The organism is Halomonas sp. GD1P12 (genome assembly GCF_025725645.1).
Taxonomy (GTDB): Bacteria; Pseudomonadota; Gammaproteobacteria; order Pseudomonadales; family Halomonadaceae; genus Vreelandella.
Map to the genome: position 1 here is coordinate 371,701 of NZ_CP107007.1, position 16,331 is coordinate 388,031.

The following is a 16,331-nucleotide window of genomic DNA, read 5'->3' on the forward strand; positions in this document are numbered from 1 at the left end:
CTCGATGTACCACTTCGCATAAAACGGTAAACTCCTTGTTTTTTAGAATCTGCTTAACAAGGAGGAACGGTGAAAAAACTACCTGTCGTCACTCGACTCTACGCGTGGGGGGGAGTGACCTTCTTTAGCTGGATGCTGTATCTGTACGTTCATGAACATCATCCGTCGGCGGAAGGCCTGGCGCGGACGAACTTTCTGGGGTGGCGATTCGACACCGGGGCGTTACTGACTCTCGTTACGTGCGTTTTTATCGCGACCCTGCTGATGGGGGTAGTGGCCTACTTCATCGAAAAACGGTTGGGTCGCTTTTGGGGCAGAGTTCTTGCGGTGATTCCTGTAGCGGGTATCGGGCTGGCCGCGTACTACAGCCCCTATGCCCTGGAGGAGAGAACGCCGTATGAGCCTTATTTTGCCAAGGATTCCCACGTCGACTACCCCCTGGATACACAGTATATCTATCCCCCTAATAGTCAGGAGCATCATGCAATGGCTCCCTTGCCCTTACTGGTGATGTTCGAGAAAAGCTTCACGAACATGGGCGACAAGGTGATGTGCCCCATGTGGCTTTACGAACGAAAGGGTCCTGTCTTCGTCGAGAGCCATTACACTTATGATCCTGAACGGTATTCCTGGTCTTCTGGCACAGACACCAGCGCCTACGACGCACCAGAGGCTAAAGTACGCGCCTGTGATCAGATACGAAACGAGCTCTTCGCCAGATACGACTGGGAAGAGGTCAGCGAGTCCGAGCTACAAGAGCTTGCCAACATCAATGACCATTTCAAAAATCTCGTCGAGTTTTCTATAGGGCGTATTTACCGCCCGCGCCAAGAGCGTTAAAGAGGCGCTCGGGGGGCGCTTGTCCAAGAGGAATAAGGCGGCGTTAGCCGCCCGGGAGGGGGCCACTGCCCCTTCGGTCACCCAGAGCGCGGCCTTACGACGCCTCGCAAGATCCGCGGGTGCGCCTATCGGCTTACCCGCGCTATGAATTTATGCGCTAACGTACCAGGGGGCACCGTCGCACAATACCAGACACGTTTCCCCGCTAACTGACTGGCATTACGCCTTTTAGCGAGGGCGGCTTTTTTCATGTGATGCGCTGCAGGTTGATATCGTGCATCCAGGCTGCGATCGTCGTTAAGCTTCCTTGCAAGTGGTGCGCCACTCCACAAAAGACCGGTGTGAACATCTCTAACCAATCGCCACCATCAGGCGCCGTGTACTGCAATGGCCCTGTTCCCCGTGAAAATGGCACGTTCCTTCGATAAGCTTGAACGATCAGTCTTGGTGCGTTTTTGGCGTTATTTTTCGAGCCACTGATTTTATTGATCTTTAATAATATATCGTTGGTCAATAATTGATCTAAATCGCCGGTAGATTTTTTAATGCTCATTTTTTACTTGTAGAACAATCATCTAAAATTAGACCGTTCCCCGCGTTCGCGGGGATGAACCGGTAAATCACCTATATTTTCCGAGCGTCTTACACCGTTCCCCGCGTTCGCGGGGATGAACCGCGACCCTGGCTCGGGTATTTCGTCGATGTGATCCGTTCCCCGCGTTCGCGGGGATGAACCGAGGGTAGCTATATGAGCGATTCAAATAAAGAGCCGTTCCCCGCGTTCGCGGGGATGAACCGTTCTATGGTGGCGATTGGCTCTTTGCTAATAGCCGTTCCCCGCGTTCGCGGGGATGAACCGCGATTTAACTAGCGTCAGCTCATCGCAGGGAACCGTTCCCCGCGTTCGCGGGGATGAACCGCAGTTCACTGGCGAGGACGATATTCAGGCCCGCCGTTCCCCGCGTTCGCGGGGATGAACCGCCTCAGAGTTTGGATTATCCCGGTGGCGTTGACCGTTCCCCGCGTTCGCGGGGATGAACCGTGGCGGGCTGAGGCCCACAAGAGCAAGCACTGCCGTTCCCCGCGTTCGCGGGGATGAACCGACGGCAATTTAGACGCGCTGCTGGCCTACGCTCCGTTCCCCGCGTTCGCGGGGATGAACCGCCATGGAAGGGCATCGTAAGGGGCTGATGGACCCGTTCCCCGCGTTCGCGGGGATGAACCGTGACTATTAGGTTTGTTGGTGAGGATTATTACCCGTTCCCCGCGTTCGCGGGGATGAACCGGCGTATCTTCGCGCCGCATCGTCTGCTGTTTACCGTTCCCCGCGTTCGCGGGGATGAACCGTTGCCTGACCAGTAGTTTAGTTCGCTGTCGATCCGTTCCCCGCGTTCGCGGGGATGAACCGGTGGGTTAAATGGCTTCTTACGTGCTTATTAACCGTTCCCCGCGTTCGCGGGGATGAACCCCATCTGCGCCTGGTTGAACGCGGCCTCCTGCTCCGTTCCCCGCGTTCGCGGGGATGAACCGTCGTCGGACAGGCGAAAGGTGACGCTGTCGCGCCGTTCCCCGCGTTCGCGGGGATGAACCGATGATTGATATGCCCACGCAAATCGGCACCATCCGTTCCCCGCGTTCGCGGGGATGAACCGCAGCCGCCCAGAGCGAACAGAATCGAGTGGGACCGTTCCCCGCGTTCGCGGGGATGAACCGCTTGCCTCCTGCACACCTTGCGTTATGCCTTCCCGTTCCCCGCGTTCGCGGGGATGAACCGGCGTTCATTCAGATGGAAGGCGGCCCGCTGGTCCGTTCCCCGCGTTCGCGGGGATGAACCGCAGCTGTTTCCGGATGAAGGCCCATACCGACGCCGTTCCCCGCGTTTGCGGGGATGAACCGTTCATCATCGTGTTCTGGAGCAGATCGTTCAGCCGTTCCCCAAGTTCGCAGGGATAAGCTGCTACGCCATACGAGGCCAGGATTGAGCTGATACGTTCTCTATACCAACAGGTATAAGCTAGGTCCAGGGCTGGCTCTGACCGATGGCGCCTTACCAGCATTAATAAAACTGTGCATTAAAAACTACGGCTGGGGTTATAAATCCTGCAAAAAAATTATAACTCTGGAGTTATGATTGATTTATGATGAACAAATAAGGAGAGGGGGGTGAAAAGCAGGGAACTTATCAAAGAGATGGAGGCCGACGGCTGGTATCTCGATCGTGTTAGTGGGAGCCATCACGTATTCAAGCATTCCACCAAACCCGGCAGCGTGCCCGTCCCTCATCCAAAAAAGGATTTACCCAAGGGGACTATCCACAGCATCAGGAAACTCGCTGGGCTCAAGTAGCTCAGCTGTGTAGGAGGTAGATCATGCAATATCCGATTGCCATCGAATGGGGCGACGAGAATACCGCTACCGGTATCGTGATTCCCGATATTCCCGGCGCCGTGACAGCGGGCGACACGACCGAACACGCCTATGAGATGGCGGTGGAGGTGGCCCATATCCAGTTGGAAGAACTGGCCAACGATAACAAGGATATTCCCATGCCTCGCAGCATCGCGGAGCATCGTAGGAATCCACAATTCGAAGGATACGGTTGGGGGATTATCGATATCGATATCACTCCCTATCTCGGCAAAACTGAAAAGGTGAACGTTACCTTGCCTGGCCACGTCATCCGCCAGATCGATAAATACGTGACCACCCACGGCATCAAAAGCCGCTCTGCGTTCATTGCCTCGGCGGCGTTGGAAAAGCTGACCCACGCGTAACGAATAGCCTGACTGAAAGAGGCAGGCGTATTGATGTGGTGACGCTGAAGCCGCAGGCCAAATGGAAAACCCGCTCTCGACCGAGAGCGGGTTTTTTCATGATGACGCAACGCGTTCACCCACCGGTCGTTTTGGACCTTCCCTTCAACTTGTAGACACGCTATCGTCGGTTTTGGTCAGTTCGCTAATTTTACTGAGCGAGCGTGGCTGTCATCCTGATCAAGGGAGAATGTTCTGGCCATGCCGACGCGATCTTCACGCCTACCGACCTATCACCGCTACGCCGGCAAGGCGCTGCCAAGCCAGTCGGAGGGCGCCTGCCATCTGCTTGCCTGGCACAGCCTGGACGTCGCGGCCGTCGGCTGGCACCTGTTGGCCCCCGAGCGCCCCCTGACAAGGCAACTGGCCGCGCAGCTGGGTATCGAGCCCGAACCGCTGCGGCGGCTGCTGGTGTTTCTGCTAGGTCTTCATGATCTTGGCAAGTTCTCCCGGGCTTTCCAGGAAGTGCTGAAGCTCGCGCTCGATGGCATGGCCGCGCCGCAAGGCAAACCCTACAAGCAGCGCCACGACCGCTTGGGCGTACTGCTCTGGGATGCTTGCTGGAATACCTGGCGCAGGGATGGCGCATTGCGCTGGCCTGAGGATAGCACGGCGACCAAACGCAAGCTGTTGACGCCCATGGACCACTTGCTGGCGCCGTTTTTCGGCCACCATGGCCAACCCGTGGCAACCGGCCAACTGACGTTTGCAGACTTTTTCGTCGACGACGGCGAGCTTGAGGATGCGGCCGCCGCCGGCGATTTCGTCGCCGATTGGGCCGCGCTGGTCGAGCCATACTGGCCCGTCGACCAACTGCTGGATGAAGAATGGCTTGAGCGTTTCAAGACGCTGAGCTGGACGATAGCCGGCTGGGCGACGCTTAGCGACTGGCTGGGCTCGAACCGGGATTATTTTCCTTACTGCCAGCAGCCCATGGCGCTGGACGATTACTGGCCGCGAGCGCTCAAGCAAGCCGAAGCGGTACTGGACGCCACCGGCTTTGCCCGCCCGCCGGAGCCAGTGCCTTACGCGGGGCTGGCCCACTGGTTTTCCGGCAAGGTAACGCCGACCCCGCTGCAGCAGAAAGCGGAAAATCTGCCGCTTCAAACCGGGCCACAGCTTTTCATCCTTGAGGACGTGACCGGGGCGGGCAAGACCGAGGCTGCCTGCATCCTGACCCAGCGGCTGCTGGCCGATGGACACGGCGAAGGGCTCTATTTCGCGCTGCCCACCATGGCCACCTCCAACGTCATGTACACCCGCCTGGGCGATCTTCATCACCGCTTTTACAGCGCTGCCTCAACGCCATCGCTGGTGCTGGCCCATGGCGCGCGTGCACTTAATGAAGCGTTTGAGCGATCCATTGCACAGCCCGAGCACGACGACTATGCCGCCATAGACGCCAGCGCCTCGACCCAGTGCAACCGCTGGCTGGCGAACTCCAACAAGAAGGCGCTATTGGCCGATGTGGGGGTAGGCACCATCGACCAAGCGCTGATGGGGGGCTTGCCGTTTCGTCACCAGTCGCTGCGTTTGCTGGGATTGGCGCGCAAGGTGCTGATCATCGACGAAGTCCACGCCTTCGATCACTACATGCAAACCCTGCTGCATCAGCTACTGGCCCACCACGCCCGTCAGGGCGGCAGCGCGATTCTGCTGACGGCCACACTGCCCAAGGCCATGCGCGAGGCGCTGGTAGCGGCTTGGCAGCATGGATTGGACGCCGCACCCAAGCCGCTGGAAGCAACCGACTACCCGTTGCTCACCCACTGTGGAAAGAGCACAACGGAAGAAGTTCCTGTGAAGACGCGCCCGGAAGTCGCGCGCCGCGTGGCAGTCGATTGGCTTGAAAGCGAGGACGAGGCTATCGAGCGCGTGCTGGCCGCCGTGGACGCGGGGGAGTGCATCGTCTGGGTGCGCAACACGGTGGACGATGCCATTCGTGCCTACCAGTCGCTGCGCGAGCGCCACCCCGACCCCGAGCGCTGCCTGCTTTTTCACGCCCGCTTCGCCATGGTGGATCGCCAGCGGATCGAGTCCGAAGTCATTCGCCGCTTTGGTAAGGAGTCCACGCCAGCCCTCAGAAGCGGGCAAGTGATTGTCACGACGCAGGTTTTTCAGGAGAGTCTGGACTGCGATGCCGACCAGATGGTCAGCGACATCGCGCCCATCGATCTTTTGATCCAGCGTGCCGGGCGGCTGCAGCGCCATCAACGCGGCGAACGCCCAGGCCCCGTGCTACAGGTGCTGGCGCCTGCCTGGAGCGATACCCCCAGCGCTGACTGGCTGAGCCAGGCGCACCGCGGCACCCAGGCCGTTTACAAGGACACCTCGCTGATCTGGCTGACCCAGCGCGTGCTGCGTGAGCAGGGCGCCATCACCATGCCGGGCGAGGCGCGCCGCTTGATCGAGCACGTTTACGCCGCCTCGACAGACGATCTTCCTGAAGCGTTTGACCTGGCGCACTTCGAGCGCACCGGTATGGATAAATACGCGGTCTCGGTGGCCACCCATAACGCCCTGAATCTGGAAGATGGCTACCGCCTCAATGGTGATTTCGACCCGTGGCAAGAGGAGCGCGAGACGAGCACGCGGCTAAGCGACGAGCAAAGTGTCGAGGTCGTGCTGCTCAAACGCCGGGGAGATGAGCTGGTGCTCTGGGTGGACGATCACCGCCACGCCGACCGGCTGAGCCGATGTCGCCTGAGGGAAAGCCAGGCCCGGAAACTGGCTCAACTGCCGGAGCGCTATACCCAGCAATGGGAAGCGCTGCAGCAGCGCCATCGCGGGCTGCGCTTTGTTCAGCCTTGGCTGCCGGAAGAGGACGATAAGTGTGATTACGATGAGCAGTGGGGCGTGAGTTTTGAACAAAAATAGACACTGCCATTTTACTGAAAGACAAGTGATACAGGGTAATTAACACGAACGATTAACGCTGAGACAATGCACGCGAGGTGCCGATGAATCTACTCACAGACCCCTGGTTGCCCTTTCGGCATCGTGATGACGATGGCCGAATTGAATACCGCCCACCCTCGGCCCTCGCCGATCCTGATGTGCTCGACCTCGCACTTCCTCGCGCCGATTTCCAGGGCGCGGCCTGGCAGTTTTTGATCGCGCTACTGCAAACGGCAATGACACCGAAGAGTACCGATGCCTGGCTAGATCGTTATCAGACGCCGCCCAGCGTAGCTGAGCTCGATGATCTGCTGGCGCCCTTTGCCTCCGCCTTCGAGCTTGATGGCGACGGTCCGCGTTTCATGCAGGACTTGGATCCGCTGGACGACGTCAAAGACGCGCCGGTCGCGGGCCTTTTGATCGACTCGCCCGGGGCCAACGGCATCAAGAACAATACCGATTTCTTTGTCAAGCGCGGCCGAGTAGAGGCTGCTTGCCCCGAGTGCGCGGCGCTGGCGCTTTATACCATGCAGATCAACGCGCCCGCCGGTGGCGCGGGCATTCGCGTGGGGCTGCGTGGCGGCGGGCCGCTGACCACGCTGATTCTGCCGGAAGACGAGAGCAAACCACTGTGGGCACGCCTCTGGCCCAACGTCATGCCCGCGGATGCGGTGGGCCAGCCGGGGCAGGCCTGGCGCGCGCCTGAAGCCAACGATAGTGATCTGTTCTTCTGGATGGCCGACACTCGCGTCAGCGACAAGAAGGGCACCGAGGTTTTGCCCGAACAGGTGCATCCGCTGCACGCCTTCTGGTCAATGCCGCGACGCTACCGGCTACTGTTCGACGAAACGCCGGGCGAATGTGATCTTTGCGGCCGTGAGGCGACACACCCGGTGCGCCGCCTGCGCGCCAAGAAGCAGGGCGCTAATTACGACGGCCCCTGGCGGCATCCGCTCACTCCCTACCGCCGCCTCAACCCCAAAAAGCTCGATGAGCTACCGCTTTCCAGCAAAGGCCAGCCCGGGGGGCTTGGCTACCGCCACTGGCCGGGGCTGGTACTCGAAGATGAAGCCGGAAGCGGCGCGCTACCCGCCCGTGTGGTCACTCACCACCTGAAAAAATACGAGATGCTGGAAGCAGCGCGAGAAGACGGCGAAACGTTCGAAGCGCTGTTCAAGCGTGCCCGGCTCTGGGTATTCGGTTACGACATGGACAACATGAAGCCGCGCGGCTGGTACAGCGTGGCGATGCCGTTGGTGGGCGTACCCGAAGCGCATCAGGAAACATTGCGCGGCTGGGCAAAGAGCTTCGTCGACTTGGCCGCTGATATCAGTTGGACACTGCGCAACCAGCTCAAGCGCGCTTGGTTCAAGCGCCCGGAAGACGCCAAGGGCGACATGAGCCAGATCGACGCCCAGTTTTATGAGGCGACCGAGCTTGCCTTTTTCACCGCCCTGCGCGAGATGGGCGAGGTGCTGCGCGACGAAGGGCTACGTGAGAAAGGGGAGCTTACCACGCTTTCGCCCGAGACCCACCGCCAGTGGTATCTGGCACTCAAGCGTGAAGCCATGGCGTTGTTCGACGCCCAGTCCATCAGCGGCCCGCTGGAGGGCATGAAGATGCAGCAGCTCGACCGCATCACCAGTGCGCGGCGCTACCTGCTGGCGTATCTGAATGGCAACGGCAAGAAGGTTGGCAAGACGGTGCAGACGTTTGCCCAAGTAGGTGGCTTCGAATTGAAAACGTCGGTAGCTGAAAACAATGCGGAGGGCAGTGCAGCATGAGTGAAGCAGAACAACAGGCAGAGTCGCCAGCAGCGGACGAGCAGACAACCTCGGTAGAGCGCTATCTGTATGCTCTCGACAGGCAGGAAGCCTACGAGCTGCGCCTGTGGTGGCGGCGGCTGGTAATGGACGATCAGGAACTCAAGCGCTACACCAGGCTACGGCCTTTCCCACGCGGTGTGCGCGCCGCGCTGCGCCGCTGCGACACGATCGAGTCGGTCATGCTGACCGAAGCGTTTCGCCATCTCTGGCAGGCACTCGAATCGAAGGCATGGCAGGAGGCACCGCCCAAAACTTCCAGCGATCAGCGCATCAGAACGTGGGCCGCTATTGCCGCCGTTGCAAGCGAGCTGCGCGCCGAGACCTTTGATGCCCCGCTGGGCAAGCGCTTGGGCGAGAAACGCCCGAATACTGGCGATACCCCACGCATGAGCGATCTGCGCTTTCAGCAGTTGCTCGACTGCCATACGCCTGAAGAACTGATTCGCCGCTTTCGCCGGGCGCTCAAGCTCGCCGATAACGCTGGCATCAGCGTGGTTCGCCTGGCCGATATGGTCGCGCTCTGGGATCGCGAGCAGCGCGGCCAGTACCGCGCCGAGGCCACACAGCGCTTTGCTTTCATCATGAGCGATGCCTACTTCCAGGCGCGCGCCGAAACCGGGCGCGGGTGACTGAACGGCAACGGTCACTTATCAATAACCACTGTTTCGGTATTCGGCACATTCTTTATTCAGGGGATCTATCATGAGCCACTTTATCCAGCTTCACCTGCTTACATCCTATCCGCCTTCAAACCTCAACCGCGACGATCTGGGTCGCCCCAAAACGGCGTTCATGGGCGGCGCGCGGCGGCTGCGCGTCTCCTCGCAAAGCCTCAAGCGCAACTGGCGCACTTCCGATCTGTTCGAAGCAGCGGTCGATGGCCACAAGGGCACGCGCACCAAGCGCCTGGGCAAGCAAGTATTTGATCGCATGAAAAACGCCGGTGCCGATGAGAAAGTGGCCGGCAACAGTGCGGAGGCGATCGCTGGCGTCTTCGGCAAGCTGCGCAAGGTCGATAAAGGCGAAAAACACGAGTACGAAATCGAGCAGTTGGTCCACGTCGGGCCTGAAGAAGTGGCCGCGCTGGAAGCGCTTGCCGATACCTTGGGCGCGGAGAACCGCGAGCCGACAGATGACGAACTCAAGGGCCTGCTTGCCCGGCGGCCCACCGCCGTCGATGTGGCGCTGTTCGGACGCATGCTCGCCGCTGCCCCCAGCTACAACGTCGAAGCCGCCTGCCAGGTTGCCCACGCCATTACCGTGCACGCCGCCGAGGTCGAGGACGATTACTTTACCGCTGTCGATGATCTCAATACAGGTGATGAAGACCGCGGTGCGGCACATATCGGCGAAGCCGGGTTCGCCGCTGGGCTGTTCTACCTCTATATCTGTATCGACCGGGATCTGCTGGTCGAGAATTTGCAGGGCAATACAGAGTTGGCCGACCGCGCCATCGCCGCGCTGGTGGAATCTGCCGTCAAGATCTCGCCCAAGGGTAAGCAGAACAGCTTCGGCTCCCGCGCTCAGGCAAGTTACGTATTGGCAGAGAAGGGCGATCAGCAGCCGCGCTCGCTGTCTGCCTCTTTCCTGCAGCCGGTCAACGGCGAAGGGCAGGGCGTTGCGGCCATCCGCAAGCTGGAAATCCAGGCTCAGGCGTTCGATGACGCCTACGGTGCGGGGGCGGACCGTCGCTTTATTCTCTCGGCAACGCCGGAGTACGACACGCCAGCCCTGCAAGGCGACATTCAGCGCGGCAACCTGCAAGAGCTGCTGACCTTCCTCAAGGGCGACGACTAAGCGGAGGCGACATGCCACACCATCTGGTTTTTCGCCTCTATGCGCCCATGGCGAGCTGGGGCGAGGCCGCCGTTGGCGAGACACGGCCCACGGCCACCTACCCCGGCCGCAGCGCCATTCTGGGGCTGATCGGGGCGGCGCTGGGCATTCGCCGCGACGACGATGACGGCCAGCGTCATCTGCGCGAGAGCCTGCAGATCGCGGTCAAGCAGCTCTCGCCCGGGCTTTTGCTGCGCGACTATCACACCGTACAGGTGCCGCCGACTCAGTCGAAGGTTACCCACCGCACCCGCCGCGAGGAGCTGTCGGTACCCAAGGAGGCGCTCAATACCATTCTGTCGTCGAGAGACTACCGCTGCGATGGCCTGTGGACCGTAGCGGTGCGGCTGGCCACGCACGCCGCCTGGTCGCTCGATGACCTCAAGGCGGCGCTGGAAAAGCCCCGCTTTGCGCTTTACCTCGGCCGCAAGGCGTGCCCCGTGGCCGCGCCGTTGTTGCCCACGCTGGTCGAGGCCGAGAACTGGCGCCAGGCGCTGGATCACCGCTTTGAAAGCGCGCTGGACCCGAAACGCACTTGGCTCGCGCTGGTGGGCAACGAGAAAAAGGACGAGGACGTGCTGCGCCTGCCCGATCAGGTGCTCTACGCTTGGGAGGGTGAAGAAACGGCGCTCGACGGTGTTGACGCTGCCAGCGAATCTAGCGAGGTGTGGGACGAGCCGCTACACCGCCGCCGCTGGCAATTCGGCCCCCGCCTTGAACATCGGCGCATCGTGAACGTTAAAGGAGAGCGCTAATGTATCTATCGAGTGTCAGGCTGGACCTCAACGCCCTCAGCCGCGCCGAACTGTTCGACGTACTGGACGGCGGCGCCTATACCGCCCACCAGCTCCTTTGGCGGCTGTTTCCCGACATACCCAAAGGCGAGCGGCCGTTCATCTTTCGCCAGGAAATGGAAGAAGACGCCAACGGAAAGAGCGCCGGGCTGCCTCGGTTCTACGTTGGCTCAAACCGGCCCCTCGAGCTCGTCAAAGGCTTCGAAGTGCAGTGCAAGCCGTTCGACCCCCAGCTTGCTCGCGGCGAGCGGCTGGCCTTTCGTCTGCGCGCCAACCCCACCGTTGCTAAACCGGCGGGCGAAGGCCGCCGCTCTCACCGCGCCGATGTATTGATGGATGCGCGCTACCCTTTCCCCAAAGGTGAGCGCACAAGCCAGGCCTGCGTCGAGGCGATGGACGCGGCAGCTCGGCACTGGCTCGACGAGCGTGCTGAAAGCCTCGGCTTTTCATTGCCGGTGAGACCGGAAGTGGGCGCTTATCGCCAGCACGCGCTGGTCAAGAAGGAGGGTGGGCAGCCTATCCGCTACTCCAGCGTAGATTACGAAGGCCTTTTGGAAGTGAACGATCCCGAGCGGCTCAGGGAAACGCTGCGCGACGGCATTGGCCGTGCCAAGGCGTTTGGCTGTGGGCTCTTGTTGCTGCGCCGCGTATCGGAGTGACCCATGAGCTTCATCCCCCTCAAGCCCATTCCCCTCAAGGACCGCATGTCGATGATCTTCGTCGGCATGGGCCAGATCGACGTACGCGACGGGGCGTTCGTCGTGGTCGATGAGGTCAACGGCGAGCGCATGCATATTCCGGTAGGGTCGGTGGCCTGTCTGTTGCTCGAACCGGGCACGCGAGTCTCGCATGCCGCGGTCAAGCTGGCCTCAGTGGTGGGTACGCTGTTGATCTGGGTGGGCGATGCCGGGGTGCGGCTCTACAGCGTCGGGCAACCGGGCGGGGCGCGCTCGGACAAGCTGCTCTACCAAGCCCAGCTGGCGCTGGACGAAAGCTTGCGCCTGAAAGTCGTGCGCAAGATGTTCGAGCTGCGCTTTGGTGAGGAGCCGCCTTCCCGGCGCAGCGTCGAGCAATTGCGTGGTATCGAAGGCGCGCGGGTGCGCAAGACCTACCAGGTACTCGCCAAGCAGTACGGCCTGAAATGGCAAGGGCGCCGTTACGACCCCAAACAGTGGGACGCCTCGGATGTGGCCAACCAGTGCCTGTCGGCCGCCACTGCCTGCCTCTACGGAATCACCGAAGCCGCGATTCTGGCCGCGGGCTACGCCCCGGCCATCGGCTTTCTGCATACTGGCAAGCCGCTGAGCTTCGTCTACGACATCGCCGATATCGTCAAATTCGAAACCGTGGTCCCGGCAGCGTTTCGCATCGCGGCCAAGAACCCGCCGATGCCGGAGCGCGAGGTGCGCATTGCCTGCCGCGATGCCTTCAAGCAGACCCGACTTTTACAGCGCATCATTCCCATGATCGAAGAGGTGTTGGCAGCGAGCGAGATCGAACCGCCGCCCCCGCCGGCCGATGCCGTGCCGCCCGCCATCCCCGAGCCGGCATCGATAGGTGATAGCGGCCACAGGAGTCATTAACATGGCCATGCTCGTCGTCGTCACCGAAGCTGTACCGCCGCGCTTGCGTGGGCGGCTCGCCGTCTGGCTATTGGAGATTCGCGCCGGTGTCTATGTGGGAGACGTCAGTAAGCGTATCCGCGAAATGATCTGGGAACAGATCGAGGTATTGGCCGAGGAGGGCGGCAACGTCGCCATGGCCTGGGCCAGCAATCACGAATCCGGCTTCGAGTTCCAGACCTTCGGCGACAACCGCCGCGTGCCTATCGACCATGACGGATTACGCTTGGTGCGTTTTTTGCCGCCCATGGATAAGTAGCTGTTTTTGATGCTCTTTAATAATATAGAGCTGTTCAAAAAATGATCATAATCGCCGGTGGATTTTACGCTGGCGATTTTTTCTTTTTGAAAACAAGTGACTACAATTAGTCCGTTCCCCGCAGGCGCGGGGATGAACCGGCCAGGCACCGGGCGGAATGCCTCAGCAAGGCCCGTTCCCCGCAGGCGCGGGGATGAACCGCCCTTGCCCTTTGAAAGAGGTTCCCGGCTTGCCCGTTCCCCGCAGGCGCGGGGATGAACCGGCGACCGATGGCGACCTGCTCAATCGCTACGGCCGTTCCCCGCAGGCGCGGGGATGAACCGGCCCCGGTAGAGGTTGCGCTACGGCACCAGGACCGTTCCCCGCAGGCGCGGGGATGAACCGATGTCGGAGATCAACCGCAACAACGCCATGTCCCGTTCCCCGCAGGCGCGGGGATGAACCGTCGGGCCGCTTGAGCTTGAGAATCGTGCTCTCCCCGTTCCCCGCAGGCGCGGGGATGAACCGATGATCTTGCTGCTCTGGACGGTCTGGATATCCCGTTCCCCGCAGGCGCGGGGATGAACCGCTAAAGCCGAGGGCCGCAAACCCCAGTGGGTTCCGTTCCCCGCAGGCGCGGGGATGAACCGTGCTTGCCGTCACGCGCCTGGCACTTCAAGACCCGTTCCCCGCAGGCGCGGGGATGAACCGTCCTGGCCGGGCGCCTGAGTCTCGTTGACCGGCCGTTCCCCGCAGGCGCGGGGATGAACCGACCTAGCCGCAGCAACCGCTACGCTAGACCGTCCGTTCCCCGCAGGCGCGGGGATGAACCGCGCTACAGCCCGGCCAGCGCGGCCACAAAGACCCGTTCCCCGCAGGCGCGGGGAATGAACCGCGTCGAACGGCAGCTCGAGGAGGCGAACAGCACCGTTCCCCGCAGGCGCGGGGATGAACCGATCGCGCGCGATCCATGTCTGGTGCCAGTTGCCCGTTCCCCGCAGGCGCGGGGATGAACCGAGAGCGAGGAATGTTTTCCGGCGCGACCCGTACCGTTCCCCGCAGGCGCGGGGATGAACCGCTACTAACCGACGCAAAGCAAGCCCCGACTACCCGTTCCCCGCAGGCGCGGGGATGAACCGCGTAGTTACGGGCAGCCTCTGAAAAATCCCCCCCGTTCCCCGCAGGCGCGGGGATGAACCGAGGTGACTTATGCCAACCATCAAAATGCCTGACCGTTCCCCGCAGGCGCGGGGATGAACCGATGGCCTGGTTGGAAATTGCAGGGCCTGTGGACCGTTCCCCGCAGGCGCGGGGATGAACCTCCAACAGTGGCGCGTTGTTTGGAACAGCAGGCCCGTTCCCCGCAGGCGCGGGGATGAACCGGCTGGGGCGCGCGGCTGGAGTGCGCGGCGTCCCCGTTCCCCGCAGGCGCGGGGATGAACCGCTCGCCGAAACAACGGGCATTACTTCCGAAATCCGTTCCCCGCAGGCGCGGGGATGAACCGTTACGTTTAATTTTGTTAGCTAACATGGTGTGCCGTTCCCCGCAGGCGCGGGGATGAACCGTCCTGGTCGGTTATCATGACAATGATCGACCCCCGTTCCCCGCAGGCGCGGGGACGAACCGACGATAGGAGCCGCCCATGGAGGCACTTGCCCCCGTTCCCCGCAGGCGCGGGGATGAATCGTCATGTAGCAGATCTCCTCACAGGCCGGCACCCCCATTCCCCGCAAGCACTAGGATGAACCGTAGAGCGTGTGAGCGTGGTCGCTCATGTAATTCAATCGGTCGGGCAGAGGGCGAAGGTTTTTGCAATGAAAGGCGGTGGCTTGAATAAAACCCACTTGCTTCTGGTTCGAGGGCCTTTCATACCTGGCACGGGCTGCTCGCGCCAGGTATAAAGCCAATCGCTCAAAGCGTGAGATTACCCTTGCGCACGTCCAGCTGATTCAAACGCTGCGCCAGGAGCCCGGGAAAGCGGCCGTACCAGGTCTGGTTGAGCGGAGACGGGTGGGGCAGCGGGTGTAGGCTGAAGGTGCGCGATTGGCCTCGACCATCTTCGAGGGTAACGTCGAGGCTTTGCTCGAAGCGCGCCTCGCTTTTCCAGAACGCCTCCAGCCGGTCGCGCTCCTCTTTCGGGCGGTCGATGCCGAACCACAAAAAGGCCTCGCGGCCGAGAGTGATCAGGTCACGGCCTTCGAAGCGCGAGATCAGCACTTCGTTCATCAGCTCACGGAAGTGGCGTTTCACCTTCATCGACCACGCCTTGTTGCCCTTGGGCTTGTAGGGCACGGTGTTGATCCAGAAAAAGTGCTCGCCCACCGCTTTCGAGGCTTCGAAATCCGGCAGCTTGTCGCCGTAAAGGTGTTGATAGAGCGCCTTTCTTACCAACTGGCCACCGGCGCCGATGAAGGGTTCCTGAAAGCGGACTTCTTCCCGGCCCGGGTCGCGGCCGAAAAAGCCAATGCGCAGGTTCTTCTTGCCCAGGCCGATGATGGGCTCCAGCGGGTCGCGCTCGAAGCGCTCGTAGACCTCGAGATCGATACCGTCGATCTCGGCGGCAAGCGCTCTAAAGCGCTCGCGCTGTTTGGCGGTCAGCGGCATCCGTGCCTCCTTTCAAACGACGTTTTGGGTCGGATCAGAATTGAATCAGACGAACCACTCCTGAACGGTGCGCCAGACGCACATGCCCACGAAGTAGATCGAGGCCACCGCCAGGCCCAACAGCGCCCAGCCGGCGTGTACGGGGCTTGTCAGAATCAGTGAGGTGGCGCACACGCACCACATTAGCGTGATGGCGATGTTGAACGGCATGAAGCGGCGCACCCGAAAGGGGTGGAGGAACTTCATTTTGGTGACGGTGAGAATAGCCAGGAAGATGATGGCCGCAAAGGTGAACCAGGGCGGGAAATCGAGGATGAAGAAGTAAGCTGCCGCGATATTCCACGCCGCCGGGAAGCCGACGAAGTAGTTGTCCTGGCTTTTCATATCGACGTTGCAAAAGCAGAACATCGACGACAGCAAGATGGTGAACACCGCCAAAAGCTCGAAGCCCGCCGGTAAAGATACGAAGTAGTAGATGAACAGCGCCGGGATGAACGCCCAGGTCAGGTAGTCGATGACCATGTCGAGCGTGGAGCCGTCGAAGTGAGGCAGGATGGTTTTGACCTCGTACTTGCGCGCCAGGGTGCCGTCGAAGCCGTCGATCATCATCGCCGCGCCCAGCCACAACAGGCAGGCCACCGGGTTATCGTCGATCAGGGCCAAAAGCGCCATGGTACCCAGCAGCACACCGCTGGCAGTGAGCACGTGCACACTCCAGGCCTTGTATCGTGAAGCGTGAGACGGTGGGTGTGAAGAGAGCGGTTGAGCCACGATAACCCCATTGGGAACGCCGGGTTCCCTTGCTGTATTGGTGTATAGACAAGCGTGCGAGACGCTACACTACTATAACAGGCCACGT

General features: G+C 61.0%; 14 protein-coding genes and 2 CRISPR repeat arrays. Of the genes, 11 read left to right on the forward strand and 3 right to left on the reverse strand.

Going from position 1 to position 16,331, the window contains the following annotated elements; genetic code table 11:
- Positions 1-69 precede the first annotated feature (69 nt).
- Positions 70-840 (forward strand): hypothetical protein, encoded by a 771-nt coding sequence (locus tag OCT39_RS01810; protein ID WP_263586001.1) that lies wholly within the window; start codon positions 70-72, stop codon positions 838-840.
- Between the two features lie 247 nt (positions 841-1,087).
- Here OCT39_RS01810 and OCT39_RS01815 read toward each other — a convergent pair whose 3' ends face one another.
- The gene (locus OCT39_RS01815) at positions 1,088-1,393 is read right to left on the reverse strand and encodes a hypothetical protein (protein WP_263586002.1); all 306 of its coding nucleotides are present in this window, start codon (positions 1,391-1,393) and stop codon (positions 1,088-1,090) included.
- A 33-nt stretch (positions 1,394-1,426) separates the two neighbouring features.
- Positions 1,427-2,736: direct repeats of the CRISPR family, unit length 29 nt; unit sequence CCGTTCCCCGCGTTCGCGGGGATGAACCG.
- Between the two features lie 267 nt (positions 2,737-3,003).
- On the opposite strand from OCT39_RS01815, the gene OCT39_RS01820 reads away from it, so the two are divergent.
- The 10 genes from OCT39_RS01820 to cas2e all read left to right on the forward strand — a co-directional run bounded on the left by OCT39_RS01820 (position 3,004) and on the right by cas2e (position 12,888).
- Positions 3,004-3,186, forward strand: coding sequence for a type II toxin-antitoxin system HicA family toxin (locus OCT39_RS01820; protein ID WP_263586003.1), 183 nt, complete (start codon positions 3,004-3,006; stop codon positions 3,184-3,186).
- Between the two features lie 23 nt (positions 3,187-3,209).
- On the forward strand, positions 3,210-3,614 hold the full coding sequence (locus OCT39_RS01825; protein ID WP_263586004.1) for a type II toxin-antitoxin system HicB family antitoxin: 405 nt from the start codon (positions 3,210-3,212) through the stop codon (positions 3,612-3,614).
- Between the two features lie 240 nt (positions 3,615-3,854).
- Positions 3,855-6,530, forward strand: a complete 2,676-nt coding sequence (cas3, locus tag OCT39_RS01830) for a CRISPR-associated helicase Cas3' (protein ID WP_263586005.1) — start codon at positions 3,855-3,857, stop codon at positions 6,528-6,530.
- Between the two features lie 83 nt (positions 6,531-6,613).
- On the forward strand, positions 6,614-8,335 hold the full coding sequence (casA, locus tag OCT39_RS01835) for a type I-E CRISPR-associated protein Cse1/CasA (RefSeq protein ID WP_263586006.1): 1,722 nt from the start codon (positions 6,614-6,616) through the stop codon (positions 8,333-8,335).
- Positions 8,332-9,006: a type I-E CRISPR-associated protein Cse2/CasB gene (gene casB / locus OCT39_RS01840; protein WP_263586007.1), complete on the forward strand. Its 675-nt coding sequence runs from the start codon at positions 8,332-8,334 to the stop codon at positions 9,004-9,006. The genes casA and casB overlap by 4 nt, the downstream gene beginning before the upstream one ends.
- 73 nt (positions 9,007-9,079) lie before the next feature.
- Positions 9,080-10,174, forward strand: coding sequence for a type I-E CRISPR-associated protein Cas7/Cse4/CasC (gene cas7e / locus OCT39_RS01845; protein ID WP_263586008.1), 1,095 nt, complete (start codon positions 9,080-9,082; stop codon positions 10,172-10,174).
- Between the two features lie 11 nt (positions 10,175-10,185).
- Positions 10,186-10,968, forward strand: coding sequence for a type I-E CRISPR-associated protein Cas5/CasD (gene cas5e, locus OCT39_RS01850; protein WP_263586009.1), 783 nt, complete (start codon positions 10,186-10,188; stop codon positions 10,966-10,968).
- Positions 10,968-11,666, forward strand: a complete 699-nt coding sequence (cas6e, locus tag OCT39_RS01855; protein ID WP_263586010.1) for a type I-E CRISPR-associated protein Cas6/Cse3/CasE — start codon at positions 10,968-10,970, stop codon at positions 11,664-11,666. Before cas5e ends, cas6e begins: the two co-directional genes overlap by 1 nt.
- Before the next feature lie 3 nt (positions 11,667-11,669).
- Positions 11,670-12,590 carry a type I-E CRISPR-associated endonuclease Cas1e gene (gene cas1e, locus OCT39_RS01860; RefSeq protein ID WP_263586011.1) on the forward strand — a complete coding sequence of 307 codons (921 nt, stop codon included), beginning with the start codon at positions 11,670-11,672 and terminating at the stop codon, positions 12,588-12,590.
- Between the two features lies 1 nt (position 12,591).
- Positions 12,592-12,888, forward strand: coding sequence for a type I-E CRISPR-associated endoribonuclease Cas2e (gene cas2e, locus OCT39_RS01865; protein WP_106375122.1), 297 nt, complete (start codon positions 12,592-12,594; stop codon positions 12,886-12,888).
- A gap of 111 nt (positions 12,889-12,999) precedes the next feature.
- Positions 13,000-14,617: direct repeats of the CRISPR family, unit length 29 nt; unit sequence CCGTTCCCCGCAGGCGCGGGGATGAACCG.
- A 162-nt stretch (positions 14,618-14,779) separates the two neighbouring features.
- Here cas2e and OCT39_RS01870 read toward each other — a convergent pair.
- Together OCT39_RS01870 and pcsA are read right to left on the reverse strand one after the other, a co-directional pair.
- Entirely contained in the window at positions 14,780-15,472 is a 693-nt protein-coding gene (locus OCT39_RS01870) for a uracil-DNA glycosylase family protein (protein ID WP_263586012.1), read from the reverse strand.
- A 45-nt stretch (positions 15,473-15,517) separates the two neighbouring features.
- A complete protein-coding gene (gene pcsA / locus OCT39_RS01875; RefSeq protein ID WP_412031131.1) occupies positions 15,518-16,243 on the reverse strand; it encodes a phosphatidylcholine synthase in 726 nt (241 codons plus the stop codon).
- Between the last annotated feature and the right edge of the window lie 88 nt (positions 16,244-16,331).